The organism is Rouxiella sp. S1S-2, from assembly GCF_009208105.1.
Classification (GTDB): Bacteria; Pseudomonadota; Gammaproteobacteria; order Enterobacterales; family Enterobacteriaceae; genus Rouxiella.
On the sequence record NZ_WFKL01000001.1, the window covers coordinates 1,640,723 to 1,659,808 of the forward strand.

The 19,086-nt window shown below is 53.0% G+C and carries 18 protein-coding genes; 14 read left to right on the forward strand and 4 right to left on the reverse strand.

Annotated elements, in window-relative coordinates; all coding sequences use genetic code 11:
* The first annotated feature begins 4 nt into the window (after positions 1-4).
* From mepA to GA565_RS07630, 3 genes are read left to right on the forward strand one after another with little or no spacing between them, the layout of a single operon-like run.
* On the forward strand, positions 5-835 hold the full coding sequence (gene mepA, locus GA565_RS07620; RefSeq protein WP_193311883.1) for a penicillin-insensitive murein endopeptidase: 831 nt from the start codon (positions 5-7) through the stop codon (positions 833-835).
* 48 nt (positions 836-883) lie between these two features.
* A complete protein-coding gene (locus GA565_RS07625) occupies positions 884-1,438 on the forward strand; it encodes an elongation factor P hydroxylase (RefSeq protein WP_152197978.1) in 555 nt (184 codons plus the stop codon).
* 60 nt (positions 1,439-1,498) lie between these two features.
* A complete protein-coding gene (locus tag GA565_RS07630) occupies positions 1,499-1,789 on the forward strand; it encodes a YfcL family protein (RefSeq protein ID WP_055779303.1) in 291 nt (96 codons plus the stop codon).
* Between the two features lie 67 nt (positions 1,790-1,856).
* Here the strand turns inward: GA565_RS07630 and mnmC are convergent, their stop codons facing one another.
* Positions 1,857-3,911 carry a bifunctional tRNA (5-methylaminomethyl-2-thiouridine)(34)-methyltransferase MnmD/FAD-dependent 5-carboxymethylaminomethyl-2-thiouridine(34) oxidoreductase MnmC gene (gene mnmC / locus GA565_RS07635; RefSeq protein WP_152197979.1) on the reverse strand — a complete coding sequence of 685 codons (2,055 nt, stop codon included), beginning with the start codon at positions 3,909-3,911 and terminating at the stop codon, positions 1,857-1,859.
* Positions 3,912-4,081: 170 nt separating this feature from the next.
* On the opposite strand from mnmC, the gene fabB reads away from it, so the two are divergent.
* From fabB to GA565_RS07655, 4 genes are all read left to right on the forward strand, one after another.
* Positions 4,082-5,305: a beta-ketoacyl-ACP synthase I gene (fabB, locus tag GA565_RS07640; protein ID WP_152197980.1), complete on the forward strand. Its 1,224-nt coding sequence runs from the start codon at positions 4,082-4,084 to the stop codon at positions 5,303-5,305.
* Between the two features lie 129 nt (positions 5,306-5,434).
* Positions 5,435-5,920 (forward strand): DUF2946 domain-containing protein, encoded by a 486-nt coding sequence (locus GA565_RS07645; RefSeq protein ID WP_152197981.1) that lies wholly within the window; start codon positions 5,435-5,437, stop codon positions 5,918-5,920.
* A gap of 132 nt (positions 5,921-6,052) precedes the next feature.
* Positions 6,053-7,534: a PepSY domain-containing protein gene (locus tag GA565_RS07650; RefSeq protein ID WP_152197982.1), complete on the forward strand. Its 1,482-nt coding sequence runs from the start codon at positions 6,053-6,055 to the stop codon at positions 7,532-7,534.
* 165 nt (positions 7,535-7,699) lie between these two features.
* Positions 7,700-8,824 carry an SLC13 family permease gene (locus tag GA565_RS07655; protein WP_152197983.1) on the forward strand — a complete coding sequence of 375 codons (1,125 nt, stop codon included), beginning with the start codon at positions 7,700-7,702 and terminating at the stop codon, positions 8,822-8,824.
* A gap of 11 nt (positions 8,825-8,835) precedes the next feature.
* Here the strand turns inward: GA565_RS07655 and GA565_RS07660 are convergent, their stop codons facing one another.
* Complete coding sequence (locus GA565_RS07660; RefSeq protein ID WP_152197984.1) at positions 8,836-10,365, reverse strand: PLP-dependent aminotransferase family protein; 1,530 nt, start codon at positions 10,363-10,365, stop codon at positions 8,836-8,838.
* Positions 10,366-10,472: 107 nt separating this feature from the next.
* Here GA565_RS07660 and GA565_RS07665 point away from each other — a divergent pair, with 107 nt between their 5' ends.
* Positions 10,473-10,928 (forward strand): rhodanese-like domain-containing protein, encoded by a 456-nt coding sequence (locus tag GA565_RS07665; protein WP_152197985.1) that lies wholly within the window; start codon positions 10,473-10,475, stop codon positions 10,926-10,928.
* 3 nt (positions 10,929-10,931) lie between these two features.
* On the opposite strand, the gene flk is transcribed toward GA565_RS07665, so the two are convergent.
* Both flk and GA565_RS07675 read right to left on the reverse strand, forming a co-directional pair.
* Positions 10,932-11,978, reverse strand: coding sequence for a flagella biosynthesis regulator Flk (flk, locus tag GA565_RS07670; RefSeq protein ID WP_152197986.1), 1,047 nt, complete (start codon positions 11,976-11,978; stop codon positions 10,932-10,934).
* Positions 11,979-12,135: 157 nt separating this feature from the next.
* On the reverse strand, positions 12,136-13,050 hold the full coding sequence (locus GA565_RS07675) for a DMT family transporter (RefSeq protein WP_152197987.1): 915 nt from the start codon (positions 13,048-13,050) through the stop codon (positions 12,136-12,138).
* Positions 13,051-13,183: 133 nt separating this feature from the next.
* Here GA565_RS07675 and GA565_RS07680 point away from each other — a divergent pair, with 133 nt between their 5' ends.
* The 6 genes from GA565_RS07680 (at position 13,184) to accD (ending at position 19,081) form a co-directional block, all read left to right on the forward strand.
* Positions 13,184-14,014 carry a helix-turn-helix domain-containing protein gene (locus GA565_RS07680; protein ID WP_152197988.1) on the forward strand — a complete coding sequence of 277 codons (831 nt, stop codon included), beginning with the start codon at positions 13,184-13,186 and terminating at the stop codon, positions 14,012-14,014.
* Positions 14,015-14,110: 96 nt separating this feature from the next.
* Positions 14,111-15,238, forward strand: a complete 1,128-nt coding sequence (gene pdxB / locus GA565_RS07685) for a 4-phosphoerythronate dehydrogenase PdxB (RefSeq protein ID WP_152197989.1) — start codon at positions 14,111-14,113, stop codon at positions 15,236-15,238.
* A 107-nt stretch (positions 15,239-15,345) separates the two neighbouring features.
* Complete coding sequence (locus GA565_RS07690; RefSeq protein ID WP_152197990.1) at positions 15,346-16,356, forward strand: aspartate-semialdehyde dehydrogenase; 1,011 nt, start codon at positions 15,346-15,348, stop codon at positions 16,354-16,356.
* Positions 16,356-17,189, forward strand: a complete 834-nt coding sequence (truA, locus tag GA565_RS07695) for a tRNA pseudouridine(38-40) synthase TruA (RefSeq protein WP_152197991.1) — start codon at positions 16,356-16,358, stop codon at positions 17,187-17,189. Before GA565_RS07690 ends, truA begins: the two co-directional genes overlap by 1 nt.
* Before the next feature lie 20 nt (positions 17,190-17,209).
* Complete coding sequence (locus GA565_RS07700; RefSeq protein ID WP_152197992.1) at positions 17,210-17,878, forward strand: DedA family protein; 669 nt, start codon at positions 17,210-17,212, stop codon at positions 17,876-17,878.
* Between the two features lie 282 nt (positions 17,879-18,160).
* On the forward strand, positions 18,161-19,081 hold the full coding sequence (gene accD / locus GA565_RS07705) for an acetyl-CoA carboxylase, carboxyltransferase subunit beta (RefSeq protein WP_152197993.1): 921 nt from the start codon (positions 18,161-18,163) through the stop codon (positions 19,079-19,081).
* The last annotated feature ends 5 nt before the right edge of the window (positions 19,082-19,086 follow it).

Sequence of the window (19,086 nt, forward strand, 5' to 3'; positions counted from 1 at the left end):
GCGCATGAAAATCGGATTGATCGGCCTGTTGGCCGCCGCGGTGGCGTTCCCCGCACTGGCGATTACGCCGTGGCAGCGTATCACTCAGCCTATTGCCGGCGTTCCGCAGGCAGTGGGCAGCTATGCTAACGGCTGCCAGATAGGGGCTAAATCTCTGCCGCTCGACTCGCCTGACTATCAGGTAATGAGAACGGATCAGCGCCGCTTTTATGGTCAACCGGACCTGCTGACCTTTATCAAGCGCTTGTCGTCGGAGGCCAATCGTCAGAGTTTGGGCACTGTACTGATTGGCGATATGGCAATGCCTGCTGGAGGGCGTTTTAGCAGCGGACATGCCAGTCATCAGTCGGGTCTCGACGTCGATATCTGGCTGCAACTGCCGCGCAAGCGCTGGACGGAGCAACAGCTGCTAAAACCGCAACCGATTGATTTGGTTAGTCGTGACGGTAAAAACATTGTTAAAAGCCAATGGCAGCCGCAGATCGAAAAGCTAATTAAGCTTGCGGCTGAAGACACCGACGTGGTGCGCATTTTTGTTAATCCGGCGATTAAACAGCAGCTCTGTGCCGATGCGGGCAGCGACCGCGAATGGTTGCATAAAGTCAGACCGTGGTTTGGGCACCGTGCGCACATGCATGTTCGCCTGCGTTGTCCTGTGGGTGACCACAACTGTGAAAGTCAGGCACCGCCTCCTGCGGGTGACGGCTGTGGCGCCGAGCTGCAAAGCTGGTTCCTGCCGCCAAAACCGGGCAGTGGCGTACCTGAAAAGCGCGAGCCGCCTCCGCTGCCAGCCGTTTGTCAGGCATTGCTTGATAAACACGTGGGCCAGCTTTAACCGCCGTTCCTTTTGCCGTTTCGCTTTAAATTGAGTTAGTCAGTCACTATGTCAGATTCAACGGAAAAACATCATTATCAGCAGCTCATTGATATTTTTGATGGCTGTTTCAGTCAGGACTTCAACACTCGCCTGGTAAGGGGCGACGACGAGCCGATTTATCTGCCTGCCGACGAACAGGAGGACTTTAACCGCATCGTTTTCGCTCACGGCTATTATGCCAGCGCGCTGCACGAGATTTCTCACTGGTGCGTGGCGGGCGCAGAAAGACGCAAGCTGGTGGATTTCGGCTATTGGTACTGCCCCGACGGACGGGATGCACAGACGCAAAGTGAGTTTGAGTCAGTTGAAATAAAGCCCCAGTCATACGAATGGATGTTCTGCGCTGCCGCAGGCTTTAATTTTAATGTCAGCTGTGACAATCTGAGCGGCGACTGTGAACCGGATCGGATTGGTTTTCAGCACAAGGTCCGTGCAGAAGTATTGAAGACGCTGCAGAAAGGGCTGCCTGAGCGCCCGGCGCGCTTTATCAAGGCGCTGCAGTCGTTTTACAATACCGCACCATTGAGTGCCGACTCTTTTCCCGCTCCTCAAGAGCTTTAATAATAAGAACCTTGCCCGTCATCGTGTTTTTTTGCGGGCAGAGATACAGTAAGGAACAGGATGATCGCAGAATTTGAAGGGCGTATTTTCGCGCTGATTGAAGACATGGTTGAAAGCGCCACTGACGATGAGCTGTTTGCAAGCGGCTATCTGCAGGGTCATCTGACTGTTTCAGTCGCAGAAGCCGAAGCCAACGGTGAGAATACCTCGCAGCAGTTAAAAGCCCGCGTGCAGAGCAGTCTGGACAAAGCAATCCTGGCAGGTGAGCTTTCACCGCGCGATCAGGTGCTGGTGCTGGGTATGTGGGAAAACCTCTACCAGAAAGCCTTGCCTGAAACTGAGCGTGAATAAAGAGCACACCCGCGTTCCAGCCAAATCTTAAGGGCCCTTTACGGGCCCTTTTTACATCGGGCAGACCTCAGTCGAGATGAGTAACCGGACGGCCTTTAATCAGCTTTCTAACCCACATGCGGTTAGGATTAAGCGCCGCCAGCGTTGAAGCGTCGAGTGGCTGGGGTTCACCGGCAATCTGCGCTGCCAGAATCTCGGCGGCCAAAGGGGCGGAACTTAATCCCCGCGACCCGAGTGCGCCGAGCATAAATAGGTTGGCGTGCACCGGTGATGGTTCAATAAGCTGTTGCTGCTGCAGCCGCGTTGGCAAATCTTCATAGGTGCTTAGCAGGCTTTCATAGTCTGGCACGTTGCCGACCATCGGCAAGTGGTCGCGCGTGGCGCAGCGCACGCCGTTGCGGGCCAATCCGGCACTGACGTCAATCTCCTGCGGCCACGGCTGTTCGGGCAGGCAGTCAATCAGCCGCTGGCGATTTTGCAACTGATCCTCATCGCGGTAAACGGCTAACTGCTCGGCGCGATGATAGCTGGCACCGATGCAGTGCTGGCGGTTATTGGGATTCACCGGCGTTAGATAGCCGTCATAGCACAGCACCTGTCTAAGTTTGCTCAGCGACGGCGTAGTGGGAATATGAGAAACCTGCCCACTTACCGCGTAAACTGGGAGCCTTGCGCTTTGCTCAAACGCCGCAATGGCCGCACCGTTGGCCATCACCAGCGTAGCGTGTTCTTTTGCCGGTTGCTCGGCAAATTCTACCCGCCAACCTTGAGAGTCTGTCGCCGCAAGTGCGCTAGCCTGATGCTGATAATGCACCCGCAGACCCAGCGACTGCGCGTAGCCTATGGCCTGCGCCGTTAACTCGGCAGGGCACAGCCACCCACCCAGCGGGTAATGTACCCCGCCGACATCACAGGTTAACCCCACTTCTTCGGCCATTTGCTCCGCGGTAAGGCCGCTCGCCAAGGCCCGCGGCCATCCACCCTCGAGCAGCTTATCTATCTTGAGCTGACTTTTTTCATCGAACCCCAACTGTGCTACGCCACACCATTGGCCATCGAATTGCAGACCAATGTTCGAAAACTGCATGTATTGGCGGTGGGCAAAGGTAAAGGCGTGAGCAAAAAATTGTTCAATAGCATCATGCCGACCATTCAGCAGCGGATAAATTGCCCCCTGACGATTTCCCGAGGCGCCCTGTGCGGGTGATTCATCGGCGCAGTAAAGCGTTACTTCATAGCCGCGACGCAGCAACGCCAGTGAGAGCAGCGCGCTTGCCACGCCGCCGCCAATAATAGCTACATCTTGCGGATTTTTTGCCGCCGGGCGGGCATACCACGGGGCAGGATGTGCAGCAATCGGGTTATCAGCCCGCCATCCGCTGAGCATCTCGCGCTTCTTGCCGTGTCCTTTTACTTTACTGACGTTGTAACCGGCCTGCTGTAGCCCGCGGCGCACAAAACCTGCCGCCGTAAAGGTGGCGAAAGTACCCTCGACCCGACTCAGCTTTGCCATCGAAGCAAACAATTCGTCGCTCCACATGTCGGGGTTTTTAGACGGGGCAAAGCCGTCAAGGAACCAGGCATCCACCTGTTGATAGAGGCTCGGGTCACTGTTGGGCAGCAGATGCGTGACGTCACCGAACCACAGGTCCAGCGTGACGCGGCCATCGTCGAGCAGTAGACGATGGCAACCGGCAAAAGGCAGCGGCCACTGTTGGCGCAGTTTTTCAGCATAAGGAGCTAATTCGGGCCAGTTACGGTGCGCCATCTCCAAATCTTCTACCGAAAGCGGAAATTTTTCATAGCTGATGAAATGTAATCGCTGGAGCGTTGTCTGAAGAGGCTGTTGCTTGAATACGTCTGAAGATTGACTGAATTCTGTAAAGGCCTGCCAGAGCGTCAGAAAGTTTAAACCGGTGCCAAAACCCGTTTCTGCAACCACCAAAAGTGGGCGAGGGTGAGTGGCAAATCGCGCGGGGAAATGGTTGCCGTTAAGAAAGACGTGACGCGTTTCATGCAGGCCGCCCTGATCCGAAAAGTAGATGTCATCAAACTGTCGGGAAACAGGTGTACCCTGTTCGTTCCAGCTTAAATCGGCCGGTTGTATGGGGTTGTGATCCACGTAAAACTCTCTTGGTTCTAGGCTGTGCGCGAAGTTTAACTGTCTGTTATGCTGCGCGCAAATTTCAATTCTTTACACAACGAATTGCTGATCGGACTTGTTCGGCGTACAACTGTACGCTAAAGTGCGTGACGAAATCCCGAAAAGTTAATAGTAAAAAGAGGTATTAAATGAAACGTGCTGTCATTACTGGTCTGGGCATTATCTCGAGCATCGGTAACAACAAGCAGGAAGTTCTGGAGTCGCTTAAAAAAGGCACATCAGGGATCACCTTCTCGCAAGAATTTAAAGATGCCGGTATGAGAAGCCAAGTCTGGGGCAATGTAAAGTTGGACACTACTGGTCTTATCGACCGTAAAGTCCTGCGTTTCATGAGTGACGCCTCCGTTTATGCTTATCTTTCAATGGAACAGGCGATTGCCGACTCTGGCCTGACGCCAGAAATGGTCTCGAACGAACGCACTGGCCTGATTGCAGGCTCTGGCGGCGGTTCTCCACGTAACCAGGTTGCAGGTTCTGACGCAATGCGTTCACCGCGCGGCTTGAAAGGCGTGGGTCCTTACATGGTGACCAAAGCGATGGCATCCGGCGTTTCTGCCTGCCTGGCAACACCGTTCAAGATCCGCGGCGTTAACTATTCCATCAGCTCTGCCTGCGCAACCTCTGCTCACTGCATCGGTAACGCGGTAGAAATGATCCAACTCGGCAAGCAAGATATTGTTTTTGCTGGCGGCGGCGAAGAGCTGTGTTGGGAAATGGCCTGCGAATTCGACGCAATGGGTGCGATGTCTCGCGGTTATAACGAGACGCCAGATAAAGCATCCCGCACCTATGACACCGAACGCGACGGCTTTGTTATTGCCGGCGGCGGCGGCATGGTGGTGGTTGAGGAACTTGAGCACGCACTGGCTCGTGGCGCGCACATCTATGCCGAAATCATCGGCTATGGTGCAACGTCAGACGGCGCGGATATGGTTGCTCCATCAGGTGAAGGCGCGGTTCGTTGCATGAAGATGGCAATGCAGGGCGTTGATACTCCGATTGACTACCTCAACGTGCACGGCACCTCTACGCCAATTGGCGACGTGAAAGAGCTGGGTGCAGTTCGCGAAGTGTTTGGTGATAACTCACCGGCAATCTCTTCGACCAAAGCCATGACCGGCCACTCGCTGGGTGCTGCGGGCGTGCAGGAAGCGATTTATACCTTGCTGATGGCCGAGAACAACTTCATTGCGCCAAGCATCAACGTTGAAAATCTCGACGAGGCGGCACTCGGTCTGAATATCGTGACCGAACCGACCGAGCGTCAGCTGACCACAGTGATGTCAAACAGCTTCGGCTTCGGCGGTACTAACGCCACACTGGTGATGCGTAAGATGACTAACAATCGTTAATCGTTGTTAAGCCTATAAAATTTTCTCTAAGCCCGCCTTGTTGCGGGCTTTCTTTTGCCTGCATTTTATAAACATTTCAGATACAATCTCGCCCGTCTTGTTAAATTAAAAGTTATAAAACTTTCATTGATGATGATTTCCATAGGCCAGATAGCTCACTCACGACGTCGCTTCCCCGCATGGCAGGGAATTTGCGCGATTTTGATGCTATTTATCGCGCCAGTGGTGTCCAAAGCCTTGGTTGCACAAGGAATACCTGTTCCGATGATGGCGGGTATGGATATGTCATCGATGGAAATGTCTGCCGCGCCGATGCACGAAATGAGCCTGTCTGCGACGCACGACATGCACAACGCCGATCAAATGTCGCACGAAGCTCTCCCATCATCGCCGTTACCGGCTATGTCGCCTATGGAGATGATGGACGCGGCCTGCGGTTATTGCGTGCTGCTGATGCACCTGCCTCTGCTGGTTTTGCTGGCGATTCCGCTGTTGTGGTCGATGGCCGAGGTGGTTCGTCCGCCGCTGCCTTGTGCTATTCAGTGTCCGATCTCCGCGCCTTTATTTAGCAATTCTCAGCCACGCGCCCCTCCTGTTACTGTTCTGGTCGCCTGATGCCCTGTGGCGTCAATGGCCTGACCGTATTAAAAATCATTCACCTGTAAAATGACCCACTGCTACCGTTTTCAATCCGGCGCAGCAGTGTCGTTGTTTGATTTTGTACTGAACATATTCAGGATGTTATTCATGAGTCAACATGTTGGTCGCCTCAGCGCGACGGGCGAGGCGAGCGGTAAAGCCGCCGCACTGGCGCTGCTTAAACGCCTCCACTTTTATATTGGTCTCTTCGTCGGCCCGTTTATTTTCATTGCCGCGTTCACCGGCGTGCTGTACGTCGTCACACCACAAATTGAAAGTCATTTGTATGCCGAACAGTTGTTTACCTCTTCACGGGGAGAGATACAGCCGCTGTCCCGACAAATTGATGCCGCGCGAACGGTGGTTGGCGATCGGGCGGAAATCTACGCCGTGCGTCCCGCCCCGGTAAAAGGTGAAACGACTCGAGTACAGTTTTCAGAGGCTGGGCTGGGCGCCTCTAAAAGCAGAGCCATCTTTATCGATCCCGTGACGCTCGACGTAAAAGGCGACGTGGTGGTTTACGGCACCAGCGGCATATTGCCGTTCCGTACCTGGCTGGATGATTTACACCGTGGCCTGCTGCTGGGCGATATCGGGCGTAACTACAGCGAACTCGCGGCGTCGTGGCTGTGGGTGGCTGCGTTCGGTGGTCTGCTGCTGTGGGCGTTTACCCGCCGTGGACAAAAAGGGGCACGGAGAATGAGCAAGCAGGGGGCACGCCAGCGTCGTAGCCGACTGTGGCACACCACGCTCGGACTGATTCTGCTGGCGGGTTTGCTGTTTTTCTCGGCCACGGGCCTAACCTGGTCGCAGTGGGCGGGCAATAATATTGGCATTTTACGTGCAGATATGGGGTGGTTGACGCCGTCTGTTTCAACACAGCTTGGGCAGGGTAAACCCGTACCACCCGCCGATGAACACGCCGAGCATCATCTGTCATCAATGGGTACGATGAAGATGGCAGACATGCCTGATATGGACATGAGCAGTGCGCCGCCTGCGGCTGCGGTGCAGGTAAAAGCCTCAACTTTTGACGGCGTGGTGGCGGCGGCGCGCGCGGCAGGTATTGACGCGACGAAAATCGAAGTTCGCCCCTCTTACAATTACGCTAAAGCCTGGACAGTAAGCGAAGTTGACCGCGGTTGGCCTACACAGGTTGATGCGGTATCCGTTGATGCGAATGACCTGCGCATCGTCGATCATGTGTATTTCAAAAACTTCCCGCTGCTGGCAAAACTTACACGCTGGGGCGTTGATGCCCACATGGGCGTGCTGTTTGGCCTGTGGAACCAGCTATTGTTGGTCTTTTTCGGGCTAGGAACCTGCCTATTAATAGGCTGGGGTTACGTACTATGGTGGCAGCGCCGGCCAAAAATGTCGGGGCAACGCAGTCCGACAACCACGCTTATTCATACCTGGCGCGCGGTGCCGGTTGTGCCTCGCTGGATTTTGCTGGCATTGGCGTTGGCGCTGGCATTCAGTCTGCCAGTGATGGGCGTCAGCCTGCTGCTGTTTCTAGTGATTGATCTGCTGCGCTGGCTGCGTCAAAGCAGGGAAGAACGCCTGCAGTCGGTCACTTCGATGCGTTAGCTGTCATTATTGTAACAAACAAATCTGAGGCGCTTTCTAGCGCCTCTTTTTTTTATCATTTTTTGGAATACGTCGCGGAGAGTCACGCATTCGCTATGGCGTAATCTTATTGCCTGAGGTAACGTCAGCAAACTCCCTTTAGCTCCTGGAATTTGTGATATTTCTATGCTGTCTCAGACATTGGCTTTGCTTTTTCGGCCCTTTTTACGTGATCGATTTCTGCACATTCTGTTTGTGCTGGGCGCAGTGTTAACACTCTTTCAGACCGATAAAATCACTCAGTTTGCCGATTTTGTAGATTGGAACACTATCGTCACGTTGCTGGGTTTACTGATTCTGACCAAAGGTGTCGAAATCAGCGGCTATTTCGATGTGGTCGGTAGAAAAATGATTAACACGCTCGACAATGAACGCTGGCTAGCGCTGTTTTTAGTGACCGCCGCTGCCGTGCTGTCTACGTTTATGACCAACGACGTGGCGCTGTTCATTGTGGTGCCCCTCACCATCACGCTAAAAAAATTAACCTCTTTGCCGGTGACAAAGCTGATTATTTTTGAGGCGCTGGCGGTAAACGCCGGTTCTTTGCTGACGCCGGTCGGTAATCCGCAAAATATTCTGCTGTGGGGCCGCTCGGGCCTGTCATTTTTGCATTTCATTGGGCAAATGGCCCCGCTGGCGCTGGCATCTATGGCGGCACTGCTGATGGTGACCTGGGTTAGCTTCCCATCCCACGCGTTAAAGAAAAAAGAGAGTCAGCAGAACAGTGCATTCAGGAAGACGTTGCTGACGGCGTGCGTCGTGCTTTATTTGCTGTTTATTGTCTGTGTCGATTTTGGCCAGGCAATGTATGGTCTGGCCGCGGTGTTCATCGGCTTCATGCTGATGTCGAGACAGGTTTTACTGCGCATCGACTGGCCGCTGATCCTGGTATTTATCATTATGTTTATCGACGTGCGGCTTATCGTGAGTATTGGGCCGTTGCAGCAGGCATTAGGCAGCATCGCTGGGCTGCCGGAGTATGGGCATTATCTGCTGGGGATGGGGCTTTCGCAGATTATTAGCAACGTGCCCGCGACTATTTTGCTGGTGAACTACATCCCTGCCAATGCGCTGCTGGCCTACGCCGTCAATGCCGGTGGCTTTGGTTTGGCGATAGGCTCGCTGGCGAATCTGATTGCCATGCGCATGTCGGGTGAGAAAAAGATTTGGCTACTGTTTCACTGTTACTCTTTTCCCTTTTTGCTGCTGAGTGGCGTGGTCGGTTGGATTTTATTGGCCTGGATTAACTAAATTTTGCACCTTTACCTTATCTTGATACGGGTCAAACGGTCGATCGCGGCGGTGATTTCGGCGGGTGTCAGCGCTGAAAAACCCAGCAACCAGCCGTCACGCGTAGCGGATTCGATCGGTGTTTGCGGTAAGTAGAGCGCAGAAAGACCCGGGGTTATTACCCCTAATTTAAGCGCCTGTTGAGTCAAGGGTTCCTCTTGTCCGTGAGGCAGGCGAACCGAAAGCTGAAGGCCTCCGGCGGCGGGTTGAGGCTGCATCCAGTGCGAGAGTTTCTGGTTAATTTGCGCCAGTAAATGATCGCGACGACTCTGATACAGCTGGCGCATATAGCGCAAATGAGCCGCGAAGTGCCCCTGCTGGATAAACTCTGCGGTAACCGCCTGCATCAGCTGAGAAGTGTGCCCATCATAAACTGTGCGCAGCTGAGTCATTGGTTTTACCAGCCCCGGTGGCAACACCATGTAAGCGACGCGCAGAGAAGGGAACAGCACTTTGGAGAAAGTCCCCAGATAAATAACCTGATGATGGTTATCTAGCCCCTGCATAGCGGGGAAGGGTCGGCCGTCGTAGTGTAATTCGCTGTCGTAATCGTCCTCGACAATCCAGCTCTGGTGCCGTTTGGCGTAGTCAAGCAGCGACAGCCTGCGCGACAGGCTCAGACTTATGCCGCTCGGGTAATGATGAGACGGCGTGAGATAAATGAGCTTTGGGGCAGATGCGCTGTCGTCAAAACGCATGCCTTGTTCATCAACAGGTATGCCGTAAAGCCGTGCGCCTGCGCTGGTAAAGGCGTTGCGCGCCCCGAGGTAGCCCGGTTGCTCAGTCCATACCGGTTCACCGTCGTCGATGAGTAGGGTAGCGAGTAGCTGAAGTGCCTGCTGTGAACTGGTAGTAATGACGATGTGTTCAGCACAGCACTTGACCCCGCGTGACTGCTGCAAATAGCCAGCGACTGCCTCGCGCAGAGGCAGATAACCCTGTGGGTCGCCATAGCCAAACAGGGCATCACTTTTGAATCTCAGCGCTTTATTAGTTAACTGCCGCCAGGTTTTAACGGGAAAAGCGCGTAAGTCGGGAGAACCCGCAGCAAAAGGGAGGGGGAGGCGCGGATCCTGACAGCCACCGGTGGCGATAATTACAGCACCACGCGAAGAGATGGCCGGCGTTTGCGCTAGCTGCTGAGTTGCGCCTGTTGATGTGTGGGAGGACGAGCGGAGCCTGACGGGAGAGTGTGGGAAAGCGTCACTGACAAACGTCCCTTTGCCGACCTGCCGTGTAATATAGCCTTCTGCCTCAATCTGCCCATAGGCCGCCTCGGCGGTAATCCGCGATATTTTTAAATCGCTGGCCAGCAGCCGTGAAGACGGTAGCCGCTGGAAGGGCAGCAGAATTCCCTGACTAATCGCCAATCTCAGCACGGTGCAAAGCCGTTCGCGCAGTGGAGCAGAGGCTGCATCGGTCTGTTCAAACAGTTGGATTACCGCGCCACGCTGATTTCTAACAAATTTTTGATTTTTAGATGTCAAAATGGGTCTTATCATAAGCGGAATATTGGTATTAAAAATAAGACCAAAATGCGGCAAAATAAAGTGCTAACAACAAGCTCATAAGCTATTTTCAGCAAAAAACTTTCTTTAAGGAAAAATGCATGCCGCAAGAATCTAAAGTTTTAGCCTTTCCACCGCCGTCACCTCACCTCAGCGAGCAGTATTTGCAGGCGAAATTGAGTTTTTATACCGATGCGTGGGACGTAGCTGAAGATTTACGTCATCAAATCGCCGAGGTGGTGGTGATTGATACCCGCTCAGAACAGCATTATCAGGCAGGGCATATTCCCGGTGCGGTCAGCTTTCCCCATCGGTTGATGAACGAACAGTCCACGGCCCGTTTGGACAGAGATAAAGTGTATGTCACCTACTGCGACGGTATTGGCTGTAACGGCTCGACGCAAGGCGCCTACAAACTTGCCAGGCTAGGGTTTCACGTTAAGGAGCTGATAGGCGGGCTGGATTTTTGGCTACGCGATGGCCACCCACAGGCAAAAGGCACTGAGGCCGGAGTTTATCCGGCCAACTGGCAGGCAGAAGACTGCGGGTGCGATTGAGACTTAGAGGGTAATCCAGAATAGCAAGGCGAGTACGACCAGTAGAATAAGGGTTAACCACATACCGCCGTTAGGCTGCATCGATTTCGGCAGCAGGACAATAAGCGCGTTCGCGGGGGCTGATGGCTCAGGGCGCACGTTTTTCGCGCCCTGAGTTTCTGGCGTCTCATGACGTGAGGTGTTGCTGACGCGCTGATTGAAAAGTACACGGATCAAAGTATTCACCTGCGCGGTGAGCAGCGGCGTATTAGTATCTGCATGGTAATTGCTGACAACGTAGTCATTCAGACGCTGCTGTTCCTGCTCGGTAGCCGGTTGTTTTAGTACGCTGAGCAGGCTGGTTAGCGTCGGCGATGTTTGCTGACTGACGGTGATTTTAACCTGCGCAAACTGCGCCAGTAGTGGGAAATGTTTGGCCGGAATAGGGTCACCCACCTTCACACCAATCATCATAAACAGCTCTTGCCAGATTTTGGCAGGCGCCTCACCGGTTGCCGCACTGAGCTTGGTCACCGACTGCTGCAGGCTGTTGTGTTCTGCCGGCAGTAAGGGACGGTCCATGATGGTGGTCAACTGCGGCTGTGGGATGGTCATTTCACGTGACTGAATCAATAACAGCACTTTTTCAAGCTGCTCGTGGCTCAGTTGGCTGAGCACGGTGTGACCGAAATTTTGACGAATAAAATCGCTGACCGCCTGACGGTTATTACCCAGCGGCAACAGTTCGGTGAGCTGCTGCAGAAGCTGGCGGGATGCGTGGCCGTCCTGCGCCTGATGCAGCTTATTATTTAACAGCAATTCGGCCTGAGCAAACTGACTGGTGGTGAGTTCGCCGTCGTGGGGAAGGGCAAGCTCATGACGCAGATTGGCCCAGATTTCAGGCGACTTCATGGCAGTTAATGCCATCAGCTTGACGATCAGTTTTTCAAGGCTCGTGCGCTGTGCCGGGGTAAGAGGCTGGTTTTCACCTGCTCCGGCAGGGACTGTTTGGGCATTACGCTGTTCCCGCTTCTTGCCATCGGGGGAGCTTTCGCCACTCAAAGGTTGCATATTACCAGTCCTTGCTAAGAGTTTTTACCGCCCCGACAGGTTGAATTCAGGGGCAATAGAGGTGTTAAACACGGCGTCGAGCGCACAAGAGCGACATCATACAGATAATTACCCTCGTTCGACACCGTGAATACCGCCATAGCAGAGATTCTTTGCGTTAACTTTCCTGTTTATGGTCCACCCGTTGCGTCCCTTTACGTGCACCAAATAGGGGAGTGCGCAATCTCTGCGCCAGTATCACGCCAACCAGCGTGACACCGCCGCCGATCAAGTGATAACTATGTAACTGTTCATGCAAAAATATCACGGCAATAACTGCGGTGAAAATCGGCGTCAGGTTCATAAAAATGGTGGCCAAATTGGCACCGAGATAGTGTACGCCTTTAATCCACAGGAAAGGGGCAATGATCGATGCCGGAATACCGGCAAAAAGCACCAGCGGTATATTGTGTGAGTTTAATTCTACGTTGTTCGCCATAAGGAAATTGGGAAGTAGCATCAAAACGCCGAAAATAATCTGCACATATAGCGACTGCCAGTTTGGGACTGGAATGGCCCAGCGCTTGGTTAACACACCGTACAACGCGTAGGACGCCGAAGCGGCAAACATCATCAGTTCACCCATGCCAATGCCTTGCTGCATCAGCATTTGGGGATGCCCTGAACTGACCAGCCAAATCAGGCCGCCCAGTGAAACGATACTGCCGAGCGCGATTCCTACCGTGGGCACCACGCTTAATACCACCAGGCTGATTAATACAGTCAGCAGCGGTATCAGCGAAGCAATAATGCCCATAAACAGCGCGCTTACGGTGTGAGCGGCGTAATAGGCCAGGCTTTGGTACAGCACCATGCCCAGCAGGCCGAGAATCATAAATTTCCACCAGTACTTTTTAATCTCCGCGCGGTTACGCCAGACGCCGGGCAGGATAAACGGCGTTAACGTCACTAACGCTAACAGCCAGCGATAAAAAGAGATGGCGGCAGGGTCGATTGCCCCAGCGGCGGCTTTGCTTACTACGGCGTTTAACGACCAGATAAGCACCGCAACGAGAGGAAAAAGCAGGTTCATAAGTAATGTCCACAATGAATTATCCCGCTAGTGTAATACTGTCTGGTTTTTTATATATACTGATAACCAGACATCTTTTTTCGTTAATCAGACAATCTGATATTTCGGCATTGGCGCGGTGACAATCAAAAGTATGGCGACTAAAAGCGACAGCAATAGTAATAAAAACTGGGCAACCTCCGGGCGTAAGCGATCTGAAGCCCGAAGCTTTCCCTTGTCAACGCTGGCACCCGAGACGCTACTGTTTCGTGGAGAAACGGTAAGCGCCAATACCGAATACGCTTCTCATTCGCACCGTTGGAGCCAGATCATCTGTGTGAAGTCTGGCGTGTTGGCGATGCAGGTCGCGGGTCAGCGCTATCTTGCACCGCCTGAGTTTGCCTTGTGGATCCCGGCAGGAACCGTTCACTCAAGCTACAACCGTAAAACAACACGTTTTTATGCCATCGACATCGCTACCCATCTTGATAAAGACCTGCCAAAAACACCCTGTCTGCTTAATCTTACGCCGGTTTTTAATGCCATCGCCGAAGACTGTTTTTCCCGAGGTCTTTCTGTGCCCCTCACCGAATCGGATGTACGCATGAGTCAGGTGCTGCTGGACCAAATTGCCGTCTGCCCGCGTCTGAGTACTTATCTGCCCAGCTCTGACGACAAGCTGCTGGCCCCCATTTTATCGGCACTGGAGAAAGATCCAGCCAATAATCTTTCGCTGGCCGAGTGGGCGAAACGAGTCTATACCTCTGAGCGGACCCTTTCACGGCGCTGCCAGGACGAGCTGGGGATGGCGTTCAGTGAATGGCGGCAACGACTGCGTTTTTTGCACGCTATTTCACTGCTTGAGCAGGGTAAAAGCGTGCGTGAAGTCGCGCTGGACGTCGGTTATAGCTCATCGTCAGCATTCATTACTATGTTCGTTCAAATCTCAGGTACTACGCCGCAGCGTTTTCGCACGGAACAATAATTGACTGGCTAATATTAATTGACTGTCTATATATAGATAGCTGAACAGCTATGGCAAAATGGCTGTCATTTTTTAGCACGGCAAGCGGAGAAAAGCGTGAAAATTCTGGTTGATGAAAATATGCCTTATGCGGTCGAATTGTTTAGCCGCCTGGGTGAAGTGCAGGCCGTTGCGGGTCGTCCGATACCTCAAGACGCGCTGGCTTCGGCGGGTGCTCTGATGGTGCGTTCGGTTACCAAGGTCAATGAGAGCCTGTTAAGCGGCACGCCGGTAAAATTTGTCGGTACCGCCACTGCCGGTACTGACCACGTAGACGATGCCTGGCTGCAGCAGGCCGGCGTCGGGTTTTCTGCCGCGCCCGGTTGTAACGCTATCGCCGTGGTTGAATACGTCTTTTCTTCACTGCTGATCCTCGCCCAGCGCGACGGTTTCTCCCTGCGTAATAAAACAGTGGGAATTATCGGCGTCGGCAATGTAGGTTCTCGCCTCAATGCCCGCCTGACTGCGCTCGGCATCCGCACACTGCTTTGCGACCCACCGCGTGCCCAGCACGACAGCAGCGAAACTTTCTGGCCGCTTGAAAAGCTGGTGGCCGAGGCTGATATTCTTACTTTCCATACTCCGCTGAATCAGTCAGGCCCTGACAAAACGTATCATCTGGTTGACGAGTCGCTGCTGGCCGCACTGAAGCCGGGTGCGATTCTTGTCAACGCCTGTCGGGGCGAAGTGGTGGATAACGCTGCGCTGTTGAACGCGCTGAATGGCGAGAAGGAACTCACGGCGGTTTTAGACGTTTGGGAACCCGAGCCAGAACTGTCTTTGGCATTGCTTGAGAAGGTTGCCATCGGTACGGCACACATCGCGGGCTACAGCCTTGAGGGCAAAGCGCGCGGCACTACGCAAGTTTTTGAGGCTTACAGCCAGTTTATCGGCCAGCCGCAGCAGGTTCCGCTTGAAAGCCTGCTGCCAGCGCCCGAATTCGGTGAAGTCCTGCTGCGCGGTGAGCTCACCGAAGCTAAGCTGCTGCGTCTGGCGCACTTAGTGTATGATGTGCGGCGCGATGATGCCCCGCTGCGTAGAGTAGCCGGCAAGAGCGGCGAGTTTGACCGTTTACGCAAGTTTTATGAAGAGCGTCGCGAGTGGTCCTCACTGCTAGTGCACTGTGATAATCAAGAGACCGCCAGCCTGTTGAAAAAGCTCGGCTTTAACAGTGACGTTGCTTAAGGTCCCGATAAGGTTCCTGCCGTATCCTTCTGTCATTATTATTTATCAGGGCGGAGTCAATCCCGCCCCTTTTAGTTTGTAGTCTGAAATTTTTGGAGAAAACCAACATGTCTGATGGCTGGAATATCGCGCTGCTTGGCGCCACTGGCGCGGTAGGTGATGCGTTACTGGAGCTGCTGTCTGAACGTCAGTTCCCGGTTGGTGAGCTTTTCCCACTGGCGAGCGAACGCACCGCCGGACAAACCATTCGTTACAACGGCAAAAGTATGCTGGTGCGTGACGCCGCCGAGTTCGACTGGTCGCAGGTGCAATTGGCCTTTTTTGTTGCCGGTAAAGACGCCTCGGCAAAGTATGCTGAAGAAGCAGCGAATCAGGGGTGTCTTGTTATCGACAGCAGCGGTCTTTTCGCGATGGAAAATGACATTCCGCTGGTGGTGCCTTCCGTAAACCCTGACGTGCTGATGCACTATCGTAATCGCAATATTGTTGCCGTTGCCGATAGCCTCACCAGCCAACTGCTGACCGCCATCAAGCCGCTGACTGAGCTGGCAGGACTGTCTCGTCTTCACGTGACCTCTCTGCTGTCCGTTTCAGCCTTGGGCAAGGCCGCGGTTGACGACCTGGCCGGACAAAGTGCGCGTTTGCTTAACGGCATTCCGGCTGAAGAGGGTATTTTCAGCAAACAGCTGGCGTTTAACCTGTTGCCTCTGCTCAACGATAACGAAGGCAGCGTGTTAGAAGAGCGTCGTCTGGTGGATCAAGTGCGTAAAGTGGTTCAGGATGACGGTCTGCATATCTCGGTAAGCTGCGTACAGTCGCCGGTGTTTTATGGCCATGCGCAGGTGGTTCATCTGGAAGGGCTGCGTCCGATTACTGCCGACGAAGCGCGCAGCGAGTTGGAAAACGCCGACGATATCAACCTCAGCGAAGAAGACGACTTCCCGACTCAAGTCAGCGATGCATCAGGTAATTCGTCGCTTAGCATTGGCTGTATCCGCAATGATTATGGTATTCCCGAACTGATTCAGTTTTGGTCGGTGGCAGACAACGTTCGCTTTGGCGGCGCCCTGATGGCGGTTGAAACTGCAGAGAAGCTGATCCAGGAGTATTGGTACTAATGTCTGTAGAGCAAAACTCCGACGCGCAGCCGTCAGCCGTTATCGCTGAACGTATTGCCTTGGGGATTGAGTACGACGGCAGCCGTTATTATGGCTGGCAGCGACAGCAGGAAGTTGACAGTATTCAGGCCTGTCTGGAAAAGGCGCTCAGTCGTGTTGCCGATGCGCCCATTACCGTGCAGTGCGCCGGGAGAACCGACGCTGGCGTGAGCGCAACCGGTCAGGTGGTGCATTTTGATACGCCGATAATTCGCAAAGATGCGGCGTGGACAATGGGGGTCAATACCCATCTGCCAAAAGATATCGCCGTACGTTGGGTCAGTCACGTTAGTGAGGATTTTCATGCACGTTTTAGCGCCACGGCTCGCCGTTATCGCTACGTGATTTACAATCATCGCTACCGTCCCGGAATTTTAAATCACGGAATAACGCACGTTCATATGCCGCTTGATGTTGAAAAAATGCAGCGGGCAGGGCAATGTTTGCTTGGCGAAAATGACTTTACCTCATTTCGTGCCGTGCAGTGCCAGTCAAGAACGCCTTGGCGCTTTATGATGCATTTGAACGTCAGTCGCTTTGGAAATTATGTTGTGGTGGATATTAAGGCCAACGCGTTTGTGCACCATATGGTGCGCAATATTGTGGGCAGCCTGGTTGAGATAGGCGCTGGCAATCAGCCAGAAAGCTGGATGGCAGAGCTGCTGGCGGCGAAAAACAGAAATCTCGCCGCTGCGACCGGCAAAGCTGAAGGGTTGTATCTTGTTGCCGTTGATTATCCTGAAAAGTTTGCTTTACCAAAGGTTACACTGGGCCCGCTGTTTCTTGCCGATTAAAGGACATTTGAGGTAATACCATGGAATTCATCCACTATATCGTTGATTTTATCCTGCATATTGATGTGCATCTTACAGAACTCGTCGCGAACTATGGCGCATGGGTGTATGCCATTTTGTTCCTGATACTGTTCTGCGAAACCGGATTGGTGGTGACCCCATTCTTGCCGGGTGACTCGCTGCTGTTCGTGGCTGGCGCGCTTGCCGCACTGCCAACCAACAGTCTCGACGTGCACGTGATGGTATTTTTGATGGTAGTTGCGGCAGTAATCGGTGATGCGGTTAACTACACGATCGGACGTTTGTTTGGTGCGAAACTGTTCGCTAATCCAAATTCAAAAATTTTCCGTCAAAGTTATTTGGACCAAACGCACAAGTTTTACGAGAAACACGGCGGCAAAACGATTATTCTTGCGCGCTTTGTGCCAATTGTTCGCACTTTTGCGCCTTTTGTTGCCGGCATGGGACGTATGTCTTATCGCCAGTTTGCCACCTATAACGTGATCGGTGCCCTGATTTGGGTACTGCTATTAACCTATGCTGGCTATCTTTTTGGCAACGTACCCTTTGTGCAGAACAATTTGAAATTTGTGATCGTCGCCATTATCGTTGTCTCTGTTTTGCCAGCGATTATCGAGGTTGTCCGTCACCGTAAAGCCGCGAGTAAAACAGGCGAGCGGCCAAACTAACGCGCAGGTCAGGTACTGACGTTAGCGTGTTTTCTTAAAATTAAAGTTATTAAACCAAAGGGTAAGACCAGTTTTTTATCTACAGTCTTGCCCTCTTATGGTTTAATGAGCGACATTTGTGGTCTGTTCCTGCGAGCGACCCCTCCTGCCTGATGATTCTAACGGCAATAGCCGTATTAAAAATCAGGTTTAATGGGGGCGGTTTTTTGAGTAAAAGCAGGGGACTTGTTACAGCATGAACAGCGAACTGGCGCGTGCCAGGTTCAAACAGAAAGGTCATCGATGAGCTGGATTGAACGAATTCTTAATAAAAGCAACATCTCGCAAACCCGTAAAGCAAGCATTCCAGAAGGTGTCTGGACCAAGTGCGATAGCTGTGGTCAGGTGTTATACCGCGCTGAACTCGAGCGCAATCTGATGGTTTGTCCTAAGTGTGATCACCACATGCGTATGTCTGCACGTATGCGTCTGTTCACCTTTATGGACGAAGGTAGCGAGGTCGAATTGGGTAGTGAGCTTGAGCCTAAAGATTTGCTTAAGTTTAAAGACTCCAAAAAATATAAAGATCGTCTGGTAGCAGCTCAGAAAGAGACAGATGAAAAAGACGCGATGGTGGTAATGAAAGGCACTTTGTACGGCATGCCAATCGTTGTTGCTGCGTTTGAATTTGCCTTTATGGGCGGTTCTATGGCCTCGGTTGTCGGTGCGCGTTTTGTTCGTGCCGTAGAGCAGGCGATGGAAGATAACTGTCCGCTGGTTTGTTTCTCTGCAAGCGGCGGCGCCCGTATGCAGGAAGCGCTGATGTCACTGATGCAGATGGCGAAAACCAGTGCTGCTCTGGCAAAACTGCAAGAGCGCGGTTTGCCTTACATCTCCGTGATGACAGACCCGACGATGGGCGGCGTTTCGGCCAGCCTGGCGATGCTTGGCGATATCAACGTTGCAGAACCTAAAGCGTTGATCGGCTTTGCGGGACCTCGCGTTATCGAGCAAACCGTTCGTGAAAAACTGCCGCCGGGTTTCCAGCGCAGTGAGTTCCTTATCGAGAAAGGGGCGATCGACATGATTGTTCGTCGTCCTGATTTGCGTAACAAACTGGGCAGCGTATTAGCCAAATTGACCGGTCGTCCTGAGCCAAAAGTCACCGAAGTGCCTGTTGTTAAAGCAGATGACGCTTCAGCTGATAATCATCAGGATGCCTGATAGGC